Genomic DNA, 25,335 nt, shown 5'->3' with positions numbered 1-25,335 from the left:
CTATACAACTGTACACATTCTTTTTTAAATTCATAACTATATTTCATAAAAAATACCCTCCTTACTGGTTTGTCCAGTAAAGAGGGTACATATCAAAATTATTCTCTAAGCAGTTTTTTATTGGAAAATTTTAAGAAAAATTATTTTTTCTTTTTCTTATCTTTTTTGTCTTCTTTCTCATCTTCTTCTTTACTTTTTTCTTCTGCTTCCAAAATATTTCCTTCGCAGAATAAGTAAGTTCTCATTTGTTCGTCCCAGCCTTCTTGGTTGCGGCGAAGCCATTCAAGTGTCATCATTGCGTGTTCAATTTCTTCTTCAGCATTGTGCCACATGATTTCCTTTAATTCCTTGTCATCAGTTACAGCGACTCTTTGATAGTACCAGTCAACTGCTTCGATTTCTTCTTTTAGTGAATTAATCGCTCTAATAATTTCTCTAGATTTCTTTGTCATTTCCGCTGCCGGTTCATGATAATCGTTAGCCATAATATCCTCCTTAAAAAAATACAATCTTCTAATTAGAAGATAACCCTAAAGTCTTTAAAATAAACAAAAAATTGAAAATGTCTTTTTTGGGGTATAATAGAAAAAGACTGAGAAAAGGAGAGATTGAAATGATAGAATTTAAAAATGTCAGTAAAATCTATCCCGGCAATCAGGTTGCAGCTGAAAACATAAATTTAAAATTTAAAGATGGAGAATTTATATGTTTTATTGGAGCCAGTGGATCGGGCAAGACTACTTGCATGAGAATGATCAACAGGATGAATGACATTACTAGCGGAGAAATTTTAATAAATGGCAAAAATATAAAGGAAATGGATCCAGTTGACCTTAGAAGGCAAATTGGCTATGTTATTCAACAAATTGGGCTTTTGCCACATATGACAGTCTATGACAATATTGTACTTGTACCTAGACTTTTAAAGTGGGACGAAGAAAAACTTAGACCAATAGCAGAAAATTTAATTGAAAAAGTCGACTTACCACTTTCTTACTTAGATAAATATCCTTCAGAATTATCTGGAGGGCAACAACAAAGAATTGGAGTTATAAGAGCCCTTGCAGCAGATCAAGACATTATATTAATGGATGAGCCCTTTGGAGCTCTTGACCCAATAACAAGAGATGCCCTACAAAAACTTGTGAAAAGACTACAAAAGGAAATGGGAAAAACCATAGTCTTTGTATCCCATGACATGGACGAAGCACTTACTCTTGCAGATAGAATTGTAATTATGAAAAAGGGTCATGTAGAACAATTTGACACACCAGAAAATATTTTGAAAAATCCAAAGAGCAAGTATGTAGAAGATATGCTTGGTGAAGAAAAATTAAACGAAGCCAAGACATCTTATAGAACTGTAGAAACTATAATGTTAAAAAACCCAGTTTCCCTTACAAAAGATAGGTCGACTTATGATGCCCTTGCTCTTATGAGAAAGAGAAGAGTAGACACAATTTTTGTTACAGACGAAGAAAATCATCTTCTTGGAGCTGTGGGTATGTTTGACATTGGTCGATTTGGTAAAAAAATAAAATCTCTTGATGAAGTTATGGAAAAGGGCTATGCCATAAGAGAAAATACAGTGATAATGAATGCCATTCGTGACATTTATAATTTAGATATAAAAAATCTTCCTGTAGTTGATTCTGAAAATAAACTTGTTGGACTTGTAACTAGAGCTTCTGTAGTAGATACAATTTATACAAATCTTTGGGAAAATGAAGATGAAGAAAAAGTTGAAGAAATTTATGAAGATGACAATTTATCTGAACTTATGAAGGATGCATCAGGAGAATCCTCTAAGAAGATAGGTGAAGATAATGATTGATTTCTTAATGACTAATAGCACAGAAATTTTATCAAAGTCCTTGGAGCATCTTTTTATTGCATCAATTTCACTATTTTTTGGAGTCTTAATAGCAGTTCCTCTTGGAATATTTTTAACAAGATCAAAGACACTTGCAAAAGTTGTAATGGCAATAGCATCAGTCCTACAAACTGTGCCTTCTTTTGCCCTTTTGGCTCTTATGATTCCAATTTTTGGAGTTGGAAAAAAACCTGCCATAGTATCACTTTTTATTTATTCATTACTTCCAATTTTGAGAAATACTTATCTTGGAATAGCAGGAGTAAATGACAAATTAATAGATGCAGCAAAGGGCATGGGCATGACAAGGTCTCAAATTTTATTAAAAGTACAAATACCCATGGCTATGCCAGTAATAATGAGTGGAATTAGACTTTCTGCCATTTATGTCCTTGCATGGACAACACTTGCATCTTATGTTGGTGCAGGCGGACTAGGAGATTTTATTTTTAATGGGCTTACTAATGCCATAATGCCAATGGTTGTTTGGGGAACAATTCCTGTTACCATAATGGCAATAATAGTGGACTTCTTCTTTGGCATACTTGAAGATAAACTTTCACCTAACAAGACAAGTGGGGTGGCAGAATGAAAAAAATAAATAAAATAAAAAAGATAATTTTACTATTTATAATCCTGCCAATCTTTTTAACATCTTGTACACTTCCAGGCATTGGTGGAAACACAAAGACAAATGTAGTTGTAGCAACAGGATCAAACACTGAAAGACAAATTTTAGGCGAAATTGTAAAGCAAATGATTGAACACGATACAGATCTTGATGTATCTTTAATCACTAATTTGTCATCATCAGTTTTAAATCACATAGCCATGTTAAAGGGAGATGTAAATGTTGTTGGCGCCATGTATACAGGAACAGCCCTAAGTGGGGAACTTGGTATGAAGCCAATAAAAGATCCTAAAAAAGCAGAAGAAGTTGTAATGAAAGAATATTACAAGAGATGGGAGAGATACTGGTATCCATCCTTTGGCTTTGACAACACCTATGCCTTTATGGTTACAAAAAAGTTTGCAGAAGAAAATAATGTAAAAAAAGTTTCTGATCTTGAAAAATTAAAAGACAAAGTCAGCCTTGGAGTTGACACAGCTTGGATAAAAAGAGAGGGAGACGGATATAAGGCCTTTAAAGAAATTTATGGTTTTGATTTTAAAGAAATCTATCCCATGGATATAGGTCTTGTCTACACAGCTCTTGCCAGTGGAGAAATGGATGTAGTCCTTGGTTATTCTACTGACGGAAAAATTTCATCTTATGATTTAGTAGTATTAGAAGACGACAAAAGACTTTTCCCACCTTATGATTGCTCACCAGTAGCATCAAAGGCAATAGTAGAAAAATATCCAGAAGTAGAAGAAACAATAATGAAACTTGTTGGTAAAATTTCTTCAGAAACTATGCAGGAATTAAATAGACAAGCTGATGAAGATTTAGAAATGCCAAAAAAAGTGGCAGAAAACTTTTTAAAGAAAAATAATTATTTTGAAGACATAAAAGTCGACAAAAATAAAATAAAAGAATACAAAGAATTTGTGGAAGGAGGAAAAAATGTCTGAAGTAATAATGTACTATACACAAAATGCCTCTTATGTCTTTGAACAGTTTCTTAGACACTTTCTAATTTCTATATATGGAGTTTTATTTGCATCAATAATAGCAATTCCCCTTGGATTTTTTGTTGCAAGAAAAAGAAAACTTTCAAGACTTACTATTAGTATTGCCAATGTAATGCAGACAATTCCTTCCCTTGCTATGCTAGCCATTCTCATGTTTTTAATAGGAACAGGACCAAATACAGTGGTCTTTGCAGTATTTTTATACGCAATCCTTCCAATATTAAAAAACACAGTTTCAGGAATAAATTCTGTAACGCCAGAACTTGTTGATGCAGCTACAGGCATGGGCATGACGAAATTACAGCTAATGACAAAAGTAGAACTTCCCCTTGCCATATCAATAATAATGGGTGGCATAAGAAATGCCTTAGTTCTTGCCATTGGAGTAACAGCAGTTGGAACTTTCATAGGTGCTGGTGGACTTGGAGATATAATAACTAGAGGAATAACAGTAGCAAGTGGAAGTCCAATAATAATTGCAGGAGCAATTCCAACAGCCCTTATGGCAGTTTTGGCAGACTTTTTACTTGGAATAATAGAAAATAAATTAACGCCAAGAACTTTTACCAAGGTGTAAATTAAAAAAAACTCAGGTTTAGGATAGCCTGAGTTTTTATTTTTATTGATTTTTATTCTTTCTAAAATCAATAATTGAAAAAATTGTATTTACAAGGACAATATAATGATGGTAGAAAGAAAAGTAAACTGCAACTATTGGAGCTCCTATCATTTCCATAGGCGAGCTACCAGCTATATTCCATGGGATATAGGCAGATGTCATGACAGCAGAATTTTCTATATCTAGTGCCAATTTTGATTCATCTTCATAACTTTCTCTTGCCATTTCATAAGTTAGCATTATAGAAAGAGTTTGGTTGGAAGAAAAAACTGAAATAATAATAGACATAATTTCCATGACAAGCATATCTGGAAATTTAAGAAATAATTTTTTCACATGTTTTTTCACGCCTACTAATAAATCTGTGCTTTTAAAAATCCCAAAATATCCTGAAGAAATTCCAACCACTAAGAGCATTTTTAACATAGAAATATAGCCACCGCCGTTAATTAATTTGCCAGCTTCTGAATCTAAGTGCAAGCCAAAAATTAGAGCATTTAAAATTTCTAGAGCGTTTTTTTCCTGAAAAATTGCTGCAAAAAATATTGAAATTGTAATAGAAATTATAAGATTTATTTTTAAATTGACCTTAAAAATTGAAAGGACAATTATAGTTATCGTAGGAATCATAAGTAAGGGATTGAAATTAAAAATATTTCTTATAGCTTCTATGCTGTGTCTATCCACCTTGGCATCTATTCCCAAATTAAAAATTTGAAAAGTTATAACTGTAAGGATAAGGGGGATAAGGCAAGTTCTAAACATATTTTTTATATTATTATATAAATCTGTTCCCGTTAATGTAGCAACTAATAGTGCAGATGTTGACATAGGAGAAGACCTGTCACCAAAAAATGCACCAGATAAAACTGCCCCTCCAGTTACTAGGGGACTAAAGCCCATGGCATTTGATATTGACATAGAAATTACACCAGCAGTTGAGGATGTGCCAAAACTTGTTCCAGTTAAAAGCGATATTGAGGCGTTAAAAATAAAAACTCCGGCATAAAAAAACTTGGGAGAAATAAAACTTGTGCCATGATAAATTATATAAGCCAAAGTCCCAGATAATCTCCATATACCAGTAATCATACCTATAAGAGAAAATACAATTAAAATAGTTTTTGCACTTTTTATGCCAAGAAAAACCATATTCCATATTTCCTTTAAGGAGAATTTTTTTATGTAAGCATATATTGAAAGCAAAATTAAATTTGCAAAAAGAGCAAGAACAATTGAAAAATTAAAAATTATTGCCAAAAATAAAAATAAAATAAATAATAATAAGACTGCTATCTCTAGCATCCAATCACCTCTAACTTATTATAAGGTATTTAGAAAGATTTTTTAATAAATTATTGATTAAAATTAAATTTTTATAAAAGCTTATTAGAATAAAGTAAAATGAAAAAACTCAGGAGAAATCCTGAGCCTTAAAGAGCTTTATTTTTTTTATTTTTCTTAAATTCAAGACTAGATACTATACAATTAACTAAAATAATATAGTGGTGATAAAAAGAAAATAATATGGCGGCAAGAGGACCAGAAACCATTTCCATAGGTGTTCTGCCTGTTATATTCCATGGCACATAGAGAGGTGTCATTATGGCAGAATTTTCAAGATCAAGAGCAAGTTTATAATTGTCATCATAATTTTCTCTTGCCATTTCATAGGTTATCATTGAAGTAAGAGTTTGATTTGCACTAAAACAAGCTATAATAAGAGAAATTATTGACATAACTACCATATCTGGCAAGTTTATAAATAATTTTCTCACGTATTTTTTTACTGCAAATAAAAGATTTGTCCTCTTAAAAAAGCCAAAGTAACCAGAAGATATACCCACAATTAAAATCATCTTCTTCATGGAAAGTAGTCCACCGCCGTTAATGAGTTTGCCTGCCTCTTCTTCTATATGAAAGCCGAAAATCAGAGAATTTAAAATCTCTAGGGCACTTCTATTTTGAAATAAGGCTGCAAAAATTATTGATAAGATAATTGAAATTATCATGTTTAATCTTATGTCTACCTTTAAAACAGAAAGAATTATTATGGATAGGGTTGGGATCACAAGTAGAAAATTGAAATTAAAAATTTCGGCAATAGAATTTACTATTTGAGAATTCACCCTAGCACTTGTCCCATAATTAAAGGCTTGAAAAGTTATAAGAGTGAGTATTAATGGAATTATGCAGGTTCTAAACATATTTTTTAAGTTTGTGTAGAGATTTGTCCTTGTCAAAGTGGCAATGAGAAGGGCAGAGGTAGACATGGGAGAAGACCTGTCGCCAAAATAACAGCCTGATAAAATTGCACCGCCAGTTAAAAGGGGATTAAAATTCATAGCATTAGAAATTGACATTGAAATTATGCCTGCTGTTGAGGCTGTGCCAAGGCTTGTTCCAGTTAAAAGAGAAATACAAGAATTAAAAATAAAAATTCCCACATAAAAAAAATTAGGAGAGATTAAACTTGTACCATAATATATTATGTAGGCGATTGTGCCAGAAAGCCTCCAAATGCCAGTTATAATGCCTATTAAGAAAAAGACTGCTAAAACTGTTTTTGTTTCCATAAGGCCCATTTTTATCATTTGAAAAATTTCTCTTGTAGAATAATTTTTTATAAAAGCATAAATTATTAGTAGGACTAAATTTGTAAATAGGGCATAGACAATTGAAAAATTAAAAATAATTGCAATAAATAAATTTATCATAAAAAGTAATAGGACTCCAAGTTCTAACAAAAAATCACCTCTAATTTATTATAACTTAACTTCATCTTTATATATAATTTTTTATAATGTAAGTTAAAGTGATAGAAAATTTATGAAATTTTAATAAAGATTTAAGAAATGTGCAGTCTATTACTATTGCAAAGGCAAACAAGATTACTATATAATTGAATTCGGAGGTAAATATGAAAAATTTATACATAAAGGCAAAAAACATAATTTTTAAAAATAAAATCACAAAAATAATATTCGCCTTGCTATTAATAGCAACTATATTTTTGATTTTTAAATTAATTTCAGGAAAGTTAGGCAAAAACACAGGGGAAGTTATATCTGTAAATCAAGTTGTTACCTTAAAAAAGGGCAGCGTGACAAATTCTGTTTCAGAAAAGGGAAGGGTAGTTCCTTCTAATTCCCTTGAAGTTTTTGCAGAAAAACCACTTTCTATTACTAATATAAATGTAAAGGTTGGAGATCAGGTAAAAAAGGGCGATATTATAGCAGAGCTTGATTCATCGTCTATAGAAGAACAGTTAAAGTCAAGAAGGGCACAAAAATCTGCCACAGAAAAAAATCTCTCTGCACAAATTTTTGCTGCAAAAAAAAGATTATCAGAAGCAATTAGTGGACGTGATTCTGGCAAAAACCCAGCCCTAGTAGCTGCTGAAACTTCTCTTACACAAGCCATGGACCAATATCTTTCTGCACAAAAATCTTATGATGATTTCAAAAGAAGTCTTGATGAAAGATATAATCAAGGAATAATTCAAGAGAGAAATACGAGAGAAAATCTTGCTTATCAAGAAGAGGCAACAGATTTAAAATATAAGCAGTTACAAGATGACCTTAATAAAAATGCAAATAAAATAACTGACAACCGTGCCATGGCTTCTGACAAGTCAAGGCAAAGTGCATATTTGCAAAATGAACTTGATAATGAAAAGAGAAGATTAACTGAACTTGGAATTTCTATAAAAGAAGAACAGGGTAGACTTTCTGAAGCACAAGAAAGACTAGCAAGTTTACAGTCTGAAAAGTCTGCACTTCAAGCAAAAAAAGATCAATTAACTTTACAGGAGTCACAAGAAAAAAGTCAAGAAAAATTAACTAAGATAAAAAATGACTTAGCACAAGTTAATTCTGATATTATAGAAAATCAAAATGCAATAGAAGCAATAAACTTTGACGAAATAAAAAAATCAGCAAATGAAAACATCAATAGACTTACAAGGACACAAAACGAAGTTGAAATTGAAGTAAATAGAATTTCAGAAGACCTTGCAAATGTCAAAGCTGATCAGCAAAAGTACACATCAGAAGCCGATGCCTTGGAAAAAGAATTAGAGGCACAAGAAAAACAAATTGACGCAACAAAACTTGAAGTAAAAAAAGCAAAGGAAGACATTTATGCCGATGCCGACAAGGTTTTAAAATCACAAAAAGCAAGAGATGACGAATTAAAAACTTTGGAACAAAATGTAAAAACAGCTAGAGATAACTACGAAAGTGCCAAGAAAAATCTTGAATCCACAAAAGTACAAGTGGCAAATGAAATTTCTGGCCTATCTGACAATTTAAAAACGGCAAGGGCTGGCGTAAATAATTTAGATAATGTAGAAATTGAAAATTTGACAAAAGAATTGGAAAAAGTTCTGATAAAAGCACCAGTTGATGGAACAGTTACAGAAGTAAATGCAAAAAAAGGTCAAGCACCAGCAGGGGCAGTGGCAAAAATTGAAACTATTGACACTTTAAGAATTGAATCACAAATAAAAGAATATGACAAAAATTCTGTATCAGTGGGCACAAATGTAGAAATCACATCAGACTCAGTTATGGGCGAAACTTATAAGGGCAAGGTGATTTCCATAGATCCAGTGCCAATGCCAACTTCAGAAGAAAATAAAAGTGGAGAAGTATTATATAAAACAGTTATAGAAATAAATGAAGGACAAAATATAAAATTAGCTCCAGGCATGACCCTTAGAGTAAAATATATTTTAAGCCAAGAAAAAGACACCTTTAAAGTGCCAACAGATGCAATTTTTGAAAGAGATGGCAAAAATTATGTACTTGCTTTAAAGGAAATGGGAAAAGACAAATATCAAGTTGAAAAAGTTGAAGTAAATCTTGGACTATCTAATGACGCAGAAACTGCAATAAAATCTAAAAACTTAAAGGAAAAGGATAAAATTCTTGCCACATCTGGAGGATATGGAGAAGGAAATATTGTAAAAATAGAAGATTCTCTAGGAGATAAAAAAACTGGAGAAAAAAATGAAAAATAATCTAATAAAAATGGAGGCAATAAAAAAGTCCTTTAACATTGGCAAAGAAAATGAATTAGAAATACTTCATGGCATAAATTTTGATGTAAATGAGGGCGAATTTGTCTCTGTAGTTGGTCAATCAGGTTCAGGCAAGTCAACACTTATGAACATAATTGGACTTTTAGATAGACAGACATCAGGCTATTATGAATTAAATAAAGTGGACATATCAAAACTAAAGGACAGCGAATTATCCTCCTATCGTTCCAAAAAAATTGGCTTTGTCTTTCAAAATTTTAACCTAATACCAAGGTCAAATGCCCTTAAAAATGTAGAACTACCCATGACCTATGCAGGTATACCAAAAAAAGAGAGGGCAGAAAGAGCAGAAAGGCTCCTTGAAATAGTTGACATGAAGGATAGAATGAATCATCTTCCCAATGAATTATCTGGTGGACAAAAACAAAGGGTGGCAATAGCTAGGTCCATGGCAAATAATCCCGACATAATTTTGGCAGACGAGCCAACAGGAGCCTTGGACTCAAAAACTGGTAGAACTGTTATGGATTTATTTCACAAGCTAAACGAAGTTGAAAAGAGGACCATAATAATCATCACTCACAATCTTGAACTTGCAAAAGAAGCAACAAGAATTTATAAAATGAATGACGGAAATTTGGAGGAGATTTAATGGATTTATTAGAAACAGTAAAACTCTCCTTAGAGGGCTTAAAGTCCAACAAATTAAGGTCTTTTTTGACCATGCTTGGCATAATAATAGGAATTGCATCAGTAATTGGCATAACAACTATTGGCGATGCCCTTACAAAATCAGTGAATAAGGCCTTTGACTCCATAGCAAACACAGCAGTCCAAGTTTATGTAAAGGCAAAAAATTCAGATTACGACTCAGGAGACCTTAGTGAAAGTGATTACTTTACAGAAAATATAATAAATTACTTAGAAGCTCAAAAGGGAAGGACCATTGACCAACTAATTTATCATGGAGCAAGTGGTCAAGGCTATGTAAAAGAAGGCAGAAACAAAGAAGCAGTATCTATAGTTTCCACATCAGCAGGGGAAAAAAATATTTTTAAATTAAAAATGATTGCTGGCAGATTTTTAAAAGATGAAGATGTTATCCGTGGCAAATCTGTAGCAGTAATATCAGATAAAGTTTTGGAAAAAACCTATAAAGTGCCGGCACCAGAAGTCTTGGGAAGAGAGACAAAAATTGAAACAAATGGAAAATTAATTGTTGCAACAATTATTGGCGTCTACAAATATGAAGAAATGTCAGTAATGGGTCAATCCTTAAATGGATCAAATTCAACAATTTATATACCAAGGACAACAGGGGATAGAGAACTATTAAGTGAGCCAAGAACAGTTTACTATGATGTTGCCATGACCTTAAAAAACCCAGATACCATAGAAGAAGATGCAAAAAATATTGTAGATGACTTAAATTCAAAATTTTACAGAGACAATCCAAGAGCAGAAGTAGCCTATTATTCAGCAAAAACTGAAATAGCACAGATGAATAGCGCTATGAGTTCAATTCAAATTGCAATAGGAGCCATAGCAGCCATATCCCTTTTAGTAGGTGGCATTGGAGTTATGAATATACTTCTTGTATCAGTTACAGAAAGGACCAAGGAAATAGGCATAAGAAAAGCACTGGGGGCAAGACAAAAAGATATCAGAAAGCAGTTTATTATAGAATCAGTAATAATTTGCATAATCGGAGGAATTTTTGGCATAGGACTTGGCACCTTAATAGGATTAGTAGGCTCTAGTCTTTTAAAGGCAAGGACCTTTCCTTCAATTGGAGCAATAGTTGTGGCAGTAGGATTTTCAATGTTAATAGGAATTTTCTTCGGTTACTATCCTGCCAATAAGGCAGCAAAAATGGATCCAATAGAAGCCTTGAGATACGAATAAAATAAAATTAAAAGCAAAACAAAAAGTCTTTACTGAAAAATAGTAAAGACTTTTTTTATGGGAGAAAAATTAAATAAAAAATCAAATTCCTTCTATTATATAGTACATTTTGTAAATTCCTTCTATTATATAGTACATTTTGTAAATTCCTTCTATTATATAGCTAGATATTGTATGTAATAATAAAAAATAATAAAAGATGATAAAGAAAAAAATATTTTTAATATAACTTAGATATCTATAAAAATTTAAGGTAAATTATTAAATTTTATAAAAGCTCTTATTTTTTATAGATTAAAAATTAAAAGAAGATTAAATATAAAATTAAAAAAAGCCATGGAGAATAAAAAATTAGGAAAAACATTGAAAAAAATTAGCAGAAAGAAATTTTATAGAAATATTACAAAAGCCACTTAATATTAAATTAAAATTAAATTTAAAAAGCAGACATGAAACATAAAATAGAAAAATTTAATCTTAACTTAACAGAAAAATTAGGGGAAATTTAAGAATTTTTAACTTTTATTATAAAAATTAATAAAAAAAACTAAAAAAACAAGCTAGCAAAGTAAATTAATAATGTTGAAAAATAGAGCATGTATATATTTTTTTAAAAAGAAAAAATGTATAAAATAAATACAAAAAAACATTTGCAAATAATCATTCCATTATCATTAATAAATATAAAAATATATCCAATAGCTAATTTTAAGGGATTCTAGTAAGGGAATAAGCATTATCAATATAAATATATAAATGATCAGAAAAAACCGAGTATGAAAAATTCATAAAAAATGACAGATTAAAGCCATTTTTAAGTCATAATTTACAAAAAAAAGTATTGATACTTTATTATCGTTGTATTATTATATATATAACAATACTAGAGTATATATAAAATCCTAGTATAGACAAAGACTGATTTAGATAGGAGAGTAATTATGAATAACATGTCGAAAAGAATTATGAGTTTAATATTGGCATTATTAATGGTTTTGGAGGTCTTTAGTCCAGTTGCTGTATCAGCAGCCTTGCTTCCAGAAGCAGAAAAAGAGAGAGTGACTTACTCTTTTGAAAATGATTCAAACAATAATACGAGCAAAAATACTAGGACAAAAAATAGTGCAACCGAAGGGCTTTTTAATGAGCCTGGTGTAAAAGAGACACCAAAGAAAGAAACAAAAAATATTCAAGAGACGCCAGCAAAAAAAGAGGGCACAACAATACTTGAAGTTCCTGCAAAACAAAGTTCTCCACAAAAAGAACCAGACAATACAATAATAGAAGCGGGTAGACAAAGAGAAGAAAATGCACAAATAAAATATGATAAGGCATTGGAAAAGGCAAAGATAGCAGAAGAAAATGCAAGATCCAATGAAAATGTAAATATAAATACAAAGGAAGCCGTAAAGGAAGGCTACAAGTCTTGGAAAATTAAAAACAGAGGAAAAGCAGTCTACAAAGACGGCAAACTTGAATGCACAGGCTTACTTATAGAAGTTGAAGATTATGACGGCAGAAAGAAAACTTTAAACTACGATGATATTTTAAGAGACAAAAAGATAATCGTAAATAAAGAAATAAAAGACGGTATCTTTGGATCTAGTGAATTGACACTATCAAGTCAAGGTCTTAAAGATATAAAAATAAAAATAAAAGTCGAAAACTTAAAAAATGAAAAATCAGAACTTAGTCTAAACAAGGAAAATTCAAATACATTAGAAGAAAAAACAAATACAGAAGAAAAAGAAGAAGATGGCTTACTAGATAAAATCAAAAACTTCTTTGCAGATGATGAAACAACAAAGGGCCTAGAAGAAGACGCAGCAGAAGAAGATGCAGAATTAGAAATTAGTGATCTTGACAAGAACACAGAAAGAAAAGGAATTCTAATTCCTCAACCTTTAACTGCAGAGGAAGAAGCAATAGGATTAAAAACTCTTGAAGAGTATCAAGAAGAAAGTCCTAGATTTATGTTCTTTAGGGCAGCACCAGAAATTGGTTTAGAAAATAAAAAGTTCACAATCAAAACTAGATTTGACACATCAACTATTGTTGGCCCTATAAAAGCAGGACAATCATTTACTATAAAACTTGATGATAGACTTATGGTAAAAGACGGAACAGTTCTTCCTACCATATTAGATAATGGACAAATCATTGCGACACCTTCATATAATAAGAATACAAATTCTATTACCTATACTTTAACGAGAGATATAAACAAGAACTTACAAATACCGTTAAACATTGATGTAGATTACAATATCGCAAAAATTAATGAACTAGATAAAGATGGAACAAAGCACTCTATCAAAAACTCAATAACAGGAATTGGTGTTACAAAAGCAGTAAATTTACCAGAAACAGTTGTGGACAATGATGGCAATGTACTTAACACAATAATTGAACCAGAATCTAATAACGTACTGGAAATTGTTGACCAAGGTAAAGACTACAAAGTTTACATGGATGCCAAGGGAAGCCCAATCATTGAAAATGGAAAATTAGTGGCAATTGATTGGCAAGTTAAATTTTCATCTAATGTGGATTTAAAAGAATTAGGTCTTGTATCTAACGCAACCCTAGTAAAGGGATCCGGCTTAGGACAATTTGAAAATATCCTATTAAATGATAATAATGTTAGCATGAACGACTTATCAACAAATGATATTGAAGGTAAGTTCGGTATAATCGCTTCCAAGAATCACAAGCTTTCAACTAGTATGAAGGAAGCAAAGTTTAACTTCAGGACAAAAGTAAACAACGTACAGTCTAAGTACATGATTGACCTCTCTGTAGCCCTTCAAGCTAGAAAAAAAACTGGTGCAGTTAGACTTCTTTTTGACAAGGGCTTTAACGATGAGACAATAAAAGAAAAAACATCTAAGCGTGTTGGAATGAACAATAGGACAACAATCTTAGGTGAATTTGCCAGCGAAAATACTGCAAAATGGACTGTAACAGATGGAGTATCAACTGGAGATACAGTTAAGGGATTCCCTTTAGCAACAAGAAATCTATCAGGAGAACAAGCTTTAACTTCATCTAAGGTTGCAGTATATGGTTTGGACCCAGCAACTGGTAAAATGGTGGTTAAACAAGATGTAACAGATCTTAATAAAACCATTCCGGCTCAAGGAACTAACCCAACCGGCGAGCAATTTCCAGGTAGAATTGCAGTTTATGAATTTGACACTAATATAAAAGAATCTGAACAAGGTTATTCACTTTCTGGTGTTAACATCAATAAATACCAAGACTTAAAGATTAATCAAACATGGGCAGGTATAACTTCTGACAAAAAGATGCCGGCACAGGGCTTCGAAGTACAAGACCAAGAAGGAACAAAATTAAAATCCTTTAGCGTAGATGAAGGTCAACCAGGAGTAGCAGATAGAAAAATAAATCTATCTGAAGTTAAGTATTGGAACATTGATAATGATGGTAACGAAACAAGAATTAACCACAAGGTAGTTCAAAATCTTCCAGCAGACAAAAAAATTAATGGAAAAACTTATTCTTACAAGGAAAAATACAACAACTACACCCTAGAAGATAAAGCCTTCCAAATTTACAACATTATGCAAGAATCTACGGATGAAAAAGAAGCAGACTTTACAATATTAAAAACTGATAGCAAGGACAAAAAACCTTTAGCAGGGGCAAAATTCACATTACAAAGTCCAAAGGAAACAATAGAACTTGTAACTGATAGTAATGGTCGAGCAAGCTTTTCTAATGTAAGTCCAGGAACTTATACTCTTATAGAAAATAAAGCTCCGGAAGGATATAAGATAGACCAAAGTCCAAAGCAAATTGAGGTTTCTCAAACTGGTTCAATCTCTGTAACAGGAAATAATATTGCAGCTAGTGGTGGAACTATTGATACAGAAACAGCTCACCACCAATATTACCCACGATATGCATCTTATATGAACTCAATGCACTACGGTAATGTTGACCAAAAGGGAAATATTGTATCTTATATTTATCTAAAACCAGAATCTGACGATGGCGGAAATGGTACAGACAAAAACACTAGATTAAATCTAAATCTTAATGGTGGAACAATTTCCAAAGTAGAAGTAATAGATGTAGCCCCAGATGGCACCACTGGATACAATACAAGATCATCAGTGTTTTCTGCTATGCAAAATCAAAACGCAAATACTATTACAGGAAATAATGTTTTAAACGCTGGCTCTAAAAATGTTATTACAGGAAATGACCCAGTAACAGATACTTACACTAATAAAACTGGCTACCAAATCAAATTCCCATCAGCTAGATTTAACAACGACTGGGGATTCCTAGTAAAAGTTACAGGTAATAAATCACAGGGAGCAACTCCAACATTTTCTTATGACTGGTTAACAGATACTAAGAATGTTGCTGATGAAGCAAGAATCCAAACAAGTGTAGGATTATCAGATAAAACTTCAAGCACGGGCCCAAGCGATCCTTCTGGAGGTAAAGATCCTATAATCCTAACTATAACAAATGAAGCCTTTCCTAAAGCGAAGGTACAAGTTACAAAGATAAAAGAAGATAAAACTGTTTTATCCAATGCAACATTTGTATTAAAAGACTCTAAGGGCAATGATATTAGCACAGTATTAGCAGATGCCAATGGTCTTGCAGACTTTGGAGAATTAAATCCAGGTAACTATACAATAGAAGAAAGTATAGCACCAAAAAATTACAAAAAATCCAATGTTATCTTTGATGTAAATGTAGCTGAAGATGGCAAAGTAACTTATAAGGCAAGATTTAAAGATGGCAATGGTACTCCTATCAATGGTATAGATTATATCTTAGAGGATGTTGAAGCAAGCCAACAAGAACAACCAATAAAAGTAGGAAATGTACAACAATACATGATTCTACAAGAAAAACAATCTCAACCAGCTGATGGTCGTCTTGGTACACAAGAAGGAATTTGGGAAGCCTACGGTATTGAATCTTATAGATACAAATCAACTTTTACAGTAAGCAATGCCAAAAAAGGCGGACGTTTCAAAATCCAATTTGACCCTCACCTAGATTTCAAGAGATATGTCTATGAAATGCCAAAACTAAAAGATGGTGCCGGCAATGTAATAGCAAAGCCATACTTTAATTATGAAACTAATCTGTTGACATATGTATTCACAGCTGATGTACAAAATACTGTCAATACACAAGTTGAAATCATCGGTATAATACCAGACAAGTTTTATGCAACACAAACTGATAAAACTAATGGATATAATTTTACAATAACCCTAGATCCAGATGATCCAAATGCAAGCACAGCAAATAAAAAAGTATTACCTGTAAATATTAAGACCGACTACTATTCTTACGACTCTCAAGGTGGAAGTGGACCACTAACAAGTGAATATATAACAGATGTTTACAAGGGATCAGATGGAAATATTTACCTAAAGGCAGTATCTTATTACAATCCAATAGCAGAATCTAGTGGACCAAGAAAATTAAGATATGATTGGTTATCAATGAACAGACCTCAACCACCATCTATTGAAAACTATCGCGCTAATGGATATCCAGCCTTTGGTATTGACGATATTAAGGTTTACAAAGTTTATGGAAGTCAGAGTGAAAAACAAAGACTTATGCCATTATCCTATGGTATCAGACCTGAACAAGATCCAAATAATTACAACCTAGTGTATTCAAAATCTGGAATAAATGCTAGTAACAAAGGATTTTCAGATTATGATGGAACTTATAGAGTAGAATATAAACCAGAAAATCTTAAATCTTCTGAAAGACTTTTAGACGGTGGACACGAAGGACACCCACTAGAAATATCCCTACCTAGAGTAAATAATAACGAAGGTTATGTAGTTATCCAAACCTTTAAGGTTACTGATGAGCAAAGATTTAAAAACTTGTGGAGTGGTTATTACCTTTCTCAAGGATCTAGACACACAGCATCCTACCAAAAAGGTAACTACAACTGGGCTATAGGTTCAGAAACTGGTCAAGAATTACCAAAATACTACACACAAAAAGTAAAATTAATAAATAAAACTTATACACCAGGTAACTTTAAAATCAAAAAAACGGACGAGACTGACACATCTAAAAATCTTAAAGGGGCAGTTTTTGAATTAAGAAACCAAGCTGGAGATGTAATTTATAGACCAAGTGATGATGAAGGTATAGTTGAATTTAATGATTTAGAACCAGGAAGATACACACTAAAAGAAAACAAGGCACCTGATGGCTATACAATGTCAGACAAAACATGGCAAGTTGTGGTCTATGACAGTGGCATTGTTTCAATTACAGAAATTGCTCTTGGCGAAACAGACGAGCCTTTAACTGGTAAGACTATCATACTTCCAGTAGCAAACAAACCATCTGGCACAGACTTTATTGTCTACAAAAAAGACTCTGATGATAAAGCCCTTCAAGGAGCGACATTTAAGATTACAAAACAAGATGATACAACTTTCACAGCTGTAGAAAAGACTTCTGATATAAATGGTATAGTAAAATTTGGTTCACTAACTAAAGGAACTTATGTAATCGAAGAAACAGCAGCACCAGCAGGATATAACAAATCCAACAAAAAATGGGTACTTGTAATTGATGACAAGGGAAATAAAAAAGTATATAACTATAGAGAAAGTTCTGGCACAACTCCAACATTAAACTCAATCCTAGAAAAAGAAGGAGTTAATTGGGTTAATGTCGCAGGAAGATCTCTAGACGGCTGGAATGGTCTTTCAGACAATAGATTTACTGATTGGACTGAGAAAAGACCAACACCATACAAGCTAGGTACAAGAATTGTCGGTATAAATAGAGATAAAAAATACGTCATCCAAAGATTTGTAATAAATCCAGAATCATTAAATCTTGACCCTACAACTGCTACTATCCATAGAGAAAAACCAAACTATCAAAATATGGATTGGTACAACGGAAGTGCAATAGCAGGAACAGATTATCAAGTATTTGAGCTAAATAAGCCTGTTACTGGAATAATCCAAGACATAAGACTTGCAGAATATGGGGCAACAGACATTACTGATAAGGTAAGTAAATTTACAGATACTAGCCATGCAAATCAACCACAAAGGTTACAACTAGACTTCCCTGCTACTGATAAGCCATTAGTAGTTGATGTCAAAGTTCCATATAAGGATGAAGATGGTGGAGTTGGTCTAGGAATGGATTGGACTGAAAATGGTACAACTTATTGGAAGTCTGACTACTACGAAAAGGCATCCATAATTAAAGAAGCTGACCCAGTAATGTCGCAATCAGGTGGAATCATCGGTTCTTATGTTTCAGAAAATTCCCTCGATGTAACAAATGATATAAAAAGTTATGGCTTCAAACTTAAAAAAGTAATTGATGGTACAGGAACTCAAGTAATTGAAGGGGCAAGCTTTAAATTAGTAGGCCCTGGAGACAGTGGAAAAGAAATAACTAAAACCACTGGTTCTGATGGGATAATATCCTTTAATGGATTAAAACCAGGAACTTATACTATGACAGAAACATCTCCTGCACCAGGTTATGAAAAAACTGATGCAACATGGACTGTAACAGTAACTAAAGAAGGAAAAGTTTATTATAAGGTGAATAATCCAGACACTATTAATAATGCAGCAATGGTTGTAAACCTTAGTCCAGAAGAAAGGCTTGGTATAAGCACAGATAACTATAAACTTGCTCTAAAGTCATATATGTATGGTGAAAATATAAAGAGCCCTGAAGAACCACTTGTCCTTAAGACTGAAGCAGAAAAGAAAGAAGAAATTGTAGATGGAAAATTAAATGCAATCTACGACAATTATTCTCTTACTAAGAAAAATATTTTAGATGGTAAAGAACTTGGTATGGCAGCATATACAGTTCAAGCTAAAGCAGCAGAAGGAATAAACCCAGCGGACAATAGTGGACTTGAAATGTCAGAAGAGAAGGCTCCAGAAGCACAAAGAGCAGGAGCAGATGGATGGGAGCCAGTTGACCTTGGTAAATCAAGGGGTCAGTACTACACTAGAGGTAATGACGGTACTTGGATTACTACAAGAATAACTGAAGTAAATAAAACTCAAGGTAAGTTTAGACAAATATTCGAAATAAAGGAGGGCGCATCATCACCAGTATTTTCCTTCCGTACAGAGCCTTATGAAGGAACTATCAATGGCGGTACTCGAAATACAAAAAATACTTTTGACTTTAAGGTTAACAGCGTAAAAGTTGGTGGAATTAATAAATCTTGGAAAGATGCCAAGTTCTTTGACTATAACAATGGTGGCAAGACTCTTACAGGCTATCAAATCAAACTAGATGGATACCAAGATGGTAAAACTGTTATAGAAGTAGAATATTCATATCCACAAACTGGCGAAGCTGGTATGGGTATGGAATTTAAACCTTATTCAGCCTCACCTATAAAATATGCATCACAAAGATTCACAGATGCGAAGTATGTAAATATAGATGTTAAAAAGGAATATAGTATCAAGGGATACTCTTCTACAGTAGGATCTGTAACAGCAAGTCCAGCAAGTTCTGAAGCAGGAAAAACAATAACATTAAATGTACAAGCAAAAACAGGTTATAGACTAAAAGAAAATAGTCTAAAAGTTACAGATGCCAAGGGTGGAAATGTAACAATAAATAATAACACCTTTATTATGCCAGCATCAGATGTTACAATTTCTGCCGAATTTGAAAAAATTCCTGAAAAAACGTACAAAGTAACATTTAGCCCACAAGACAATGGAACAGTAACTGCAAATCCAAATGAAAATATAAAATCTGGAGATGTAGTAAACTTGACTATTACTCCAAATAAGGACTATGTAATTGATAAGCTATATTATAGAGATGGACTATCTACAAGTGAACATACTATAGAAAATAATTCATTTGAAATGCCAGCTTCTGATGTAGTGGTTTATGCAACATTTAAACAAAAAACACCACCAACACCTAAAAAATACAGTGTAACAATTGCAAGTGATATTCAAAATGGTAGTGTAATTGCAGATCCAACTTCTGCAGCAGCTGGAGAAACTGTTAATTTAACAGTTACACCAGCTGACGGATTTGAAACTCAAAGTGTAACTATGAATGGAACTGCTCTTACTGCAACTAATGGTGTTTACACATTTATAATGCCAGATGGCGAAGTAAATGTAGCAGCTACATTTAAACAGCTTGATTTAGGAACAGAAATCCCAACTAATGGCGCAGCTATAATAAATAACAAGCAAACAGGTATTGAACTTAAAATAGCTAAAAAGGACAACAATGGAAGACCTCTTGAAGGTGCAAAATTTACAATTCAAAAAGATGGAGAAGAATCTATATTAGCAACAGCTACATCAGATAAAGATGGTAATGTAGTATTTGTAGATGCAAATAACAAACATATCAAGCTTACAAAGGGCGGCAAATATACTCTTACTGAAACAAAGGCACCTATTGGATTTAAAAAAGCTGCAGCTCCATGGCATATCAAAGTAGAAGAAGTAAATGGACAACTTGTTATTAAGAAGAGCGGTCCAGAAGCTACATCTTCATCTTTCTTGACATCAGAGAAAGCTACAGCAGCTGATAATCTAAGTGGAAAAATTAAATACAAATCAATTGTAAAGAGTATTGACACAACTTCTAAGACTTTTGTACAAAGACTATATGTAGATACTAGAAATTATGGAAAAACTGTAAATCTACAAATTAAACCTGAACACAAGAGAGAAGAAATAGATAGACCAGGACTACCTCCAGTAACTATTACAGAAGGTGTAAAGACTGCTTATAGAACAACTTATAAGATTACAGACCCAGGCAATGTTAAAGTGGATGATGTTTTAAATCAATACGATTTGAGACAGCCTAATGTATCTGTAGTAAATACAGCTAGGTGGAGACCATTTGATTGGGGCTTTGATGAAGATATATTAAACCTAGAACCAGGTGTTTACTTCATAGATATAGAAGGTTACTACGACCAATCTATTATAGATAAGAAAGTTACTAATGAAGTGGCAATAGATACTAACTACAACTTCACTAAAAAGGATGGTAGAACCCCAAGTAAAGAACCAGTTCTTAAAGATCCTTATGAAAGAACTGATATACCACAAGAAGACCTAGGAAAAATCGAACTTCACTTCGACTTCTATGATGGAGCAAGAGAGTTCCAACAACTTTACGATAAAGGTGGTCCTTCTGTAGGTTACAAATATAAAGAAAAGGGATCTTACCAAGGAGGTATGATAGAACTTAGAAACTGGATTGAAAGATATAATGGCACAACTAAAGCAAATAATTGGGCTAATAATAAACCAGCTGGTCAAAAATATAAGAATGCATTAAGTAAAGAAGCTTATGTCGGAACTAGTAAATATTATGGTGGTAAAATCAATCCTTCAGTAACAGGAACTCCAGCAGCTCATGTAGATACAAGTCTTGATATTTCATCTCTATACACATCAGATAAACTTGAAACAATACCACAAGAAGGTATGTCAGTAACAAATGATAAGGAAGTTTATAACATTACATTCTCAAAGCACGGAGAAGGTGGAGATGACAATACAAACAGACTAGAAGGCGCTGTATTTAAACTTCAAAAGAAGGAAGGTTCCTTCTGGAATGACTTAGATGATTCTTATGTATCATCTGCCTTCAATGGTTACTTTGGATTTAGACGTCTAGAGCCAGGTAGCTATAGATTAATAGAAGTATCACCTCCTAAGGGATATAGGGCAATTGATGGAACTTTGCTTGAGTTTACAATCAATACCTTTGATCCACATGGTGAAACTGAAACAAGAGCAGATGGCAAAACTTATGATAAGAAGTCAGGTCTACAAGTAGAAAAACAAACAGACGGAACTAATAAAGTAATAGACCCACAAACAGGCAAAATCATTGAAAATGCCAATGGTTATGTAACCATAGATAGTAAACAAGACAGTTTAAAACCAAATGTAGTAAATAGTGATGCGACAAAGGCTCTTGTAGACTTTGTAACTTCAGCTACAGCCAAGAATATTGGTAAGGTAATCAACAAAGTACCAGGACAAGGTAAAGTAAAGATTACAAAATATGGTGATGATACTACTAAATTATTACCTGGAGTAAAATTTGTAGCTACAAAATTGAGTCTAGAAAAAGACGAAAAAGGCAATCCAAAACCTGCTGCAACTTACACTGGAACTACAGGTCAAAATGGTGAAGTAATCATTGATGGTCTACCAATAGGTAACTATGAACTTAGAGAAGAGGAATCTGTATCTGGACACATCAACACTGGTCAAGTATGGCACTTCACAGTAGGTGGTGATGGCTTAGACCCATACGCTAATGACACAAGCTCAGGTGGCAGAAACTTGACAAATAATATTACACTTACTGGTTCAACTATTAAAGTAGTACAACCTCAACAAAACAATAATGTTGTTAATAACCCTAAGCAAATATTCCCACACTCTGGTGAAACTTTTAGAATTGAAAATAATTATAAGATTGATCCAAGTGTAAAGATTAACGCAGGCGATTACTTCATTCTTAAACTAAGTGATAATATCGACCTTGAAGGTGTAAGAAGGGGAGAACAAGATAACCTCGACTTATTTGCAGATGGTGTAGGTACCATAGCCAAGGCAAAATACGATAAAGAAGCTGGAACTATAACTTATACATTCACAAAATATGCTGACCAATACACACTACAAGATTTCTCCAACACTTTGGCAGCTCACCCAACCCTTAATAGAGTAAAAAATTCAGGCTGGCAATCAGTTGGAACATCAATAGGTAGTGATACAAGTAAGTATAAAAATATTTACTTTAACTATGTAGTGGATACAGAATACGGTAATGATGACTCTGGTAACAATATCAATATGGCATCAAAAATTGTAAGCTTTAACTCCGAGACAGGAGAATTTGTCCACTACTTCTATATCAATAGAGAAAGAGAATATTCTAATCTTAACTTGACATTTAGATACCAACCAAGTGCCAATGTAAAAGATTTGAAATTTACTAAGTATAGTTTAACTTACAATTCTGATTATTATCTATATGATAGCATGCCAGCGTCCTTTGGAGTTGACGAAAATGATTCTAATCTAGTAAATGAAGGAACGACATCCTTCGGAGATGTAGCTGCTTATGAAACTAGGGCTGATTATATAGGAAAGTTCCCTTCAGACCAATCTATGATAATAAAAGTTACAGGCAAGATTGACACAAGTAACCTAATGCAATATAAAGGTTTCTCTGGACTTTACTTTGGATATACATCTAATGGTTATTGGTATGAATATCCAAATGCTTATAGGTGGGATGGAATATATGCCTTTGGCAATGATAATACAGCAAAAGCTGAACTTAACATCAGAGCAGTAAACCCAACTAACAAAATTCAGTTCAAGAAAGTTGATGAAAGCGGAAAGATATTGAAAAATGCGATTTTCCAACTTTATAAAAAGGATGAAACAGAGTCTTGGTCATTTGAAGGTGAAGCCAAGACCACTGATAAGGACGGTTTAATTTCCTACAAAGAACTAGGACAAGGTTTATACAAACTAGAAGAAACAACAGCACCAAAAAACTATATTAAGCCAACAGAGCCTGTAGCGATATTCAAGGTAGATGAAAATGGAAGAATTTTCAGAGAAGTTACAGTCAATAAGGTCGACGGATCTGGAACAGAAAAGACCTACCAAGAAGTAGATGGAAATATACCAATTGACATCATAAACTACCAAGGAATTCAATTTGAAAAAGTAGATGGAGATAATAAAGAAATCTATCTACAAGGTGCAATGTTTGAAGTCTGGAAAAAAGACAGTGCAAATGAGTACCAACCATATAAAGTCAAAGACTCTGATGGTAGAGACGTAACACTAACAGTTTCATCAGATGAAAATGGTAAGTTTTCTTTGAATATTACTGAAGATGGCGATTACGCACTTAAAGAAATAAAAGCCCCTAAGGGATATACTAAGATACCAGGATTCGTAAAAGAGTTTAGAAAAGCTAGTGGAAAACTTTCTGTTCTTCAAGAAAAAGCTCCAGACATAACTAAGGTTGGAGAAACGGCTGAAGGAACTAAGATAAAAGATGACGGCACAAAGGCAGGTCTTCTTAAATCTGAAATAATTGAAGTAAATCCAACTGAAAAAACCTTTAAGCAAAGAATCATAATAAATCCAGAACAGAAAAAATGGTTATTTGATAAAGACGATACAAACCTTAGATTTTATGAAAATGATTGGCATATAGATACTGAGAATGGTAAAAAGCTATTTAAATATGCTATCTTAGAAAAAGGTAAATCAATTAACAATTTAAATCCAGATGACTTTAAAGAAGCATCTACTAGTGGAAGAACAAAGCCTAATATCCCTAATTATAAGATAGTAGATTTGTTAGGGACAGGTAATTACACACAACCTAATCCAAGTAGTAGTGGTATATTTACAGAAAACTCCATAGTAATAGAATATACTGGAAGGTTGAATGAAAATATAGTTAAACCATTAAATATTGATGTTGATATACAACAAGTAGGTGATAGATATTATTATGATAAGATGAATTTCAGTTTAAATCTTAATGACACACCTACTGGTGAAAAGGAATATGTAGAGATAACTACAAAAGAGGGAGAAACACCAAAACCAATCCAAGTGGAAAACAGAAAAGCGGAATATCCTTGGACTGGTGGTATGGGTACTTTAATCTTTACTGTTAGTGGTTTGATACTCATGACTGCTGCGGCTTATGTTTACAGCAGAAAGAGGAGGGAATCTTATGATGAATAGTTATAAGGTCAAAAGTAATCCTCTAATGGCGAGTAGCAACTATGACAAGATAAGTTCTCCTATGCTGAGTAGTAACAAGGACAAAGCAAATCTTCTAATGCCCAGTAGTTACGAAGACAAAAGAAATTTTCTGATGCTGAGTAGTAAGGAAGGCAAAAGTAATTCTAAAGCTTTGAGTAGTTACAAAGATAAAATAAGTTCTTATACTGTGAGTAGTGACAAGGACAAGATAAGTTCTCCTATGAAAAAAGCTTATAGGGACAAGGGAAATCATCTTATCTTAAATGATTTTAAAATCTATGAGGGCAAGGCTCTTATGAAAAACCCACCAGAGGCAAGTGAGAGAAGGTGTTGCTCTTATGACTAATAGCATTAAAGATAAGAAGAGGCACCCTCCTTAGTGGGAGCAAATAAAATTTAATGAAGATGAGAGTGG

General features: G+C 32.9%; 12 protein-coding genes. 9 read left to right on the top strand and 3 right to left on the bottom strand.

Annotation, left to right across the window (positions count from 1 at the left end):
• Positions 1-140: 140 nt before the first annotated feature.
• Positions 141-485 (bottom strand): encapsulin-associated ferritin-like protein, encoded by a 345-nt coding sequence (locus tag JOD41_RS05515; RefSeq protein WP_205051931.1) that lies wholly within the window; start codon positions 483-485, stop codon positions 141-143.
• Between the two features lie 128 nt (positions 486-613).
• Here JOD41_RS05515 and JOD41_RS05510 point away from each other — a divergent pair, with 128 nt between their 5' ends.
• Genes JOD41_RS05510 through JOD41_RS05495 form a run of 4 tightly spaced genes read left to right on the top strand, consistent with a single transcriptional unit; the run spans position 614 to position 4,085 of the window.
• Complete coding sequence (locus JOD41_RS05510) at positions 614-1,834, top strand: ABC transporter ATP-binding protein (RefSeq protein ID WP_205051930.1); 1,221 nt, start codon at positions 614-616, stop codon at positions 1,832-1,834.
• Positions 1,827-2,465, top strand: a complete 639-nt coding sequence (locus JOD41_RS05505) for an ABC transporter permease (protein ID WP_205051929.1) — start codon at positions 1,827-1,829, stop codon at positions 2,463-2,465. Before JOD41_RS05510 ends, JOD41_RS05505 begins: the two co-directional genes overlap by 8 nt.
• Positions 2,462-3,448 (top strand): osmoprotectant ABC transporter substrate-binding protein, encoded by a 987-nt coding sequence (locus tag JOD41_RS05500; protein WP_205051928.1) that lies wholly within the window; start codon positions 2,462-2,464, stop codon positions 3,446-3,448. The genes JOD41_RS05505 and JOD41_RS05500 overlap by 4 nt, the downstream gene beginning before the upstream one ends.
• Complete coding sequence (locus JOD41_RS05495) at positions 3,441-4,085, top strand: ABC transporter permease (RefSeq protein ID WP_205051927.1); 645 nt, start codon at positions 3,441-3,443, stop codon at positions 4,083-4,085. Before JOD41_RS05500 ends, JOD41_RS05495 begins: the two co-directional genes overlap by 8 nt.
• A gap of 42 nt (positions 4,086-4,127) precedes the next feature.
• Here the strand turns inward: JOD41_RS05495 and JOD41_RS05490 are convergent, their stop codons facing one another.
• On the bottom strand, positions 4,128-5,432 hold the full coding sequence (locus JOD41_RS05490) for a Na+/H+ antiporter NhaC family protein (RefSeq protein WP_205051926.1): 1,305 nt from the start codon (positions 5,430-5,432) through the stop codon (positions 4,128-4,130).
• Positions 5,433-5,560: 128 nt separating this feature from the next.
• Positions 5,561-6,874 (bottom strand): Na+/H+ antiporter NhaC family protein, encoded by a 1,314-nt coding sequence (locus JOD41_RS05485; RefSeq protein ID WP_205051925.1) that lies wholly within the window; start codon positions 6,872-6,874, stop codon positions 5,561-5,563.
• 173 nt (positions 6,875-7,047) lie between these two features.
• Between JOD41_RS05485 and JOD41_RS05480 the strand changes: the two genes are divergently transcribed.
• The 5 genes from JOD41_RS05480 (at position 7,048) to JOD41_RS05460 (ending at position 25,266) form a co-directional block, all read left to right on the top strand.
• Positions 7,048-9,150 (top strand): efflux RND transporter periplasmic adaptor subunit, encoded by a 2,103-nt coding sequence (locus tag JOD41_RS05480; protein WP_205051924.1) that lies wholly within the window; start codon positions 7,048-7,050, stop codon positions 9,148-9,150.
• Complete coding sequence (locus tag JOD41_RS05475) at positions 9,140-9,823, top strand: ABC transporter ATP-binding protein (protein WP_205051923.1); 684 nt, start codon at positions 9,140-9,142, stop codon at positions 9,821-9,823. Before JOD41_RS05480 ends, JOD41_RS05475 begins: the two co-directional genes overlap by 11 nt.
• The gene (locus tag JOD41_RS05470; RefSeq protein WP_205051922.1) at positions 9,823-11,076 is read left to right on the top strand and encodes an ABC transporter permease; all 1,254 of its coding nucleotides are present in this window, start codon (positions 9,823-9,825) and stop codon (positions 11,074-11,076) included. The genes JOD41_RS05475 and JOD41_RS05470 overlap by 1 nt, the downstream gene beginning before the upstream one ends.
• A 941-nt stretch (positions 11,077-12,017) precedes the next feature.
• Positions 12,018-24,899, top strand: coding sequence for a SpaA isopeptide-forming pilin-related protein (locus JOD41_RS05465; protein ID WP_205051921.1), 12,882 nt, complete (start codon positions 12,018-12,020; stop codon positions 24,897-24,899).
• A complete protein-coding gene (locus JOD41_RS05460; RefSeq protein ID WP_205051920.1) occupies positions 24,889-25,266 on the top strand; it encodes a hypothetical protein in 378 nt (125 codons plus the stop codon). The genes JOD41_RS05465 and JOD41_RS05460 overlap by 11 nt, the downstream gene beginning before the upstream one ends.
• Positions 25,267-25,335 lie beyond the last annotated feature (69 nt).

It is taken from the genome of Peptoniphilus gorbachii, assembly GCF_016908115.1.
Lineage (GTDB): Bacteria > Bacillota > Clostridia > Tissierellales > Peptoniphilaceae > Peptoniphilus_A > Peptoniphilus_A gorbachii.
The sequence above is the reverse complement of the archived record's forward strand: the minus strand, read 5'-3'. Positions and strand labels throughout refer to the sequence as shown.